Raw genomic sequence first — 1,672 nt, forward strand, 5'->3', positions numbered from 1 at the left:
TTGTTGTTGCTTTCGCGGAGAAGGTATCCCTCACTTCCCTTGCGGGCGTGATGCCCAGCGGACTCGATTGTCTCGTAAACGCCGGATCTTTCGTATCGTTGTTTTTCCTTGGGTGGAAAATTGACAGAGAACTTTTATTTCCATATCGACCTTCATTCAAGACCGATAGGCTCGTCTCTTGTACTACTTCTATCGTTGCAATTCTTTTCAATGTTCTCAGCTTTGCCGTATCTCTTTCGGAAAAGCTCTGCAAAGGTAGAGCTTTTTTTGATTCCATGCAAGTTTTTCGCACTATTTTAACACTAATTTAACACTTTTCGGGTGAACTTTTGCAAAAAAGCGGGTTTTAGGCCGTTTTTAGCAGGTTTTGTGGAGGATTTTTGCTAATTTTGAGCTATCGATTGAAAATGCTCTCCAACGCAAAAAAAACACTGCTTACGGATAGATTTTTTTCAATCCGCGCCATATTATTTAACCTCACCACCCGACTGTGACCAATGACCACCGTCGGTATTCAAAAAAATTAAAGTCATGAAGAAATGCCTTGCCACATTATTATATATAACGGCCGTCATTTGCTCGGCTCTTCCGCTCACTGTCCATGCAGCCACGCCGGGCATGGTGAGATGGCACAACGAGGACGCGGACACCACGCGCATCAATAATATATTGAGCGAGGTTTCCCGCCAGGATGTCTCTGACATCAATGACCTCATGGTGACAATAGGCGAGAAATTAATCGGGACTCCTTATGTTGCCGCTACTCTCGAGGGTTCACCAGAGACTCTCACGGTGAATTTCGACGGGATGGATTGCACTACGTTTGTCGAGACTGTGGCGGCCTTGGCTATGACCATTGATGAAAAGAGAAATTCGTGGCAGGATTTTCTCTACAATCTGCAACAGCTCCGTTATCGCCAGGGACGTGTGGACGGTTACAGCTCGCGACTCCATTATATCAGTGACTGGATTGTCGATAATACTCACCGCGGTATACTCCGTGAGGTCACCGACCGTATTCCGGTGGCTTTCTATAAGGTCAAGACGCTCGATTATATGTCAAATCACCGGGATGCATATCCGGCGATGGGTGACGATGATGTGTATGAAAAAATAAAAAGTTGTGAGGTCGGCTATCGTTCCCACCGTTTTCCTTATATAAAGAGTACCGATCTGATGTCCAAAAAGATGGCTTCGCGACTTAAAGAGGGGGATATAATAGCTTTTACGACCAAGACGCCCGGTCTTGACGTGAGCCATATCGGTATTGTGGTGATGAAAGATGGTGTGCCTTATCTGTTGCATGCTTCGTCAAAGGCAGGAAAGGTCACAATTGACCCGCTGCCTCTGTCAGAGTATATGCGCAAGAACCGCAATCTTACCGGTGCGCGCTTCATCAGATTGAATAAACAGCAATAGTATTTTTGAGGATGTATTGACGGTCATGCATGTAACAAGGTGTCTTTCAGACACCTCCTTCGTCGATTCCCTAATACCGTAAGCACCCTGAGCCTTCCAGGCTCAGGGTGCTTACGGCTATCAATCTCCTGAGGGTGTTGCAGAACTCCTCTGATTAAAGCCTCTGAGAATTGAATATTTTAGAATAATCTGGATTTTTTCGAGATTAGTTCGTATATTCGATTCTCAGGGAGTTGAAAACCGGGCATACACT

2 protein-coding genes are annotated in these 1,672 nt (G+C 45.4%); one reads left to right on the forward strand and one right to left on the reverse strand.

Annotation, left to right across the window (positions count from 1 at the left end; translation table 11 throughout):
* Positions 1 to 277, reverse strand: a 277-nt coding sequence (locus tag QGT73_RS17270) for a hypothetical protein (protein ID WP_280123251.1), incomplete at its 3' end; no start/stop codon positions are given.
* Positions 278 to 531: 254 nt separating this feature from the next.
* On the opposite strand from QGT73_RS17270, the gene QGT73_RS17275 reads away from it, so the two are divergent.
* Positions 532 to 1,419, forward strand: coding sequence for an N-acetylmuramoyl-L-alanine amidase-like domain-containing protein (locus QGT73_RS17275; RefSeq protein WP_280123252.1), 888 nt, complete (start codon positions 532 to 534; stop codon positions 1,417 to 1,419).
* Positions 1,420 to 1,672 lie beyond the last annotated feature (253 nt).

Origin of the sequence: Duncaniella muricolitica (genome assembly GCF_910574735.1) — a bacterium.
GTDB lineage: Bacteria > Bacteroidota > Bacteroidia > Bacteroidales > Muribaculaceae > Duncaniella > Duncaniella muricolitica.

Excerpts from the sequence above, each read along its gene's own strand:
- QGT73_RS17275 (WP_280123252.1), top strand. The coding sequence starts at position 532 with ATGAAGAAATGCCTTGCCACATTATTATATATAACGGCCGTCATTTGC.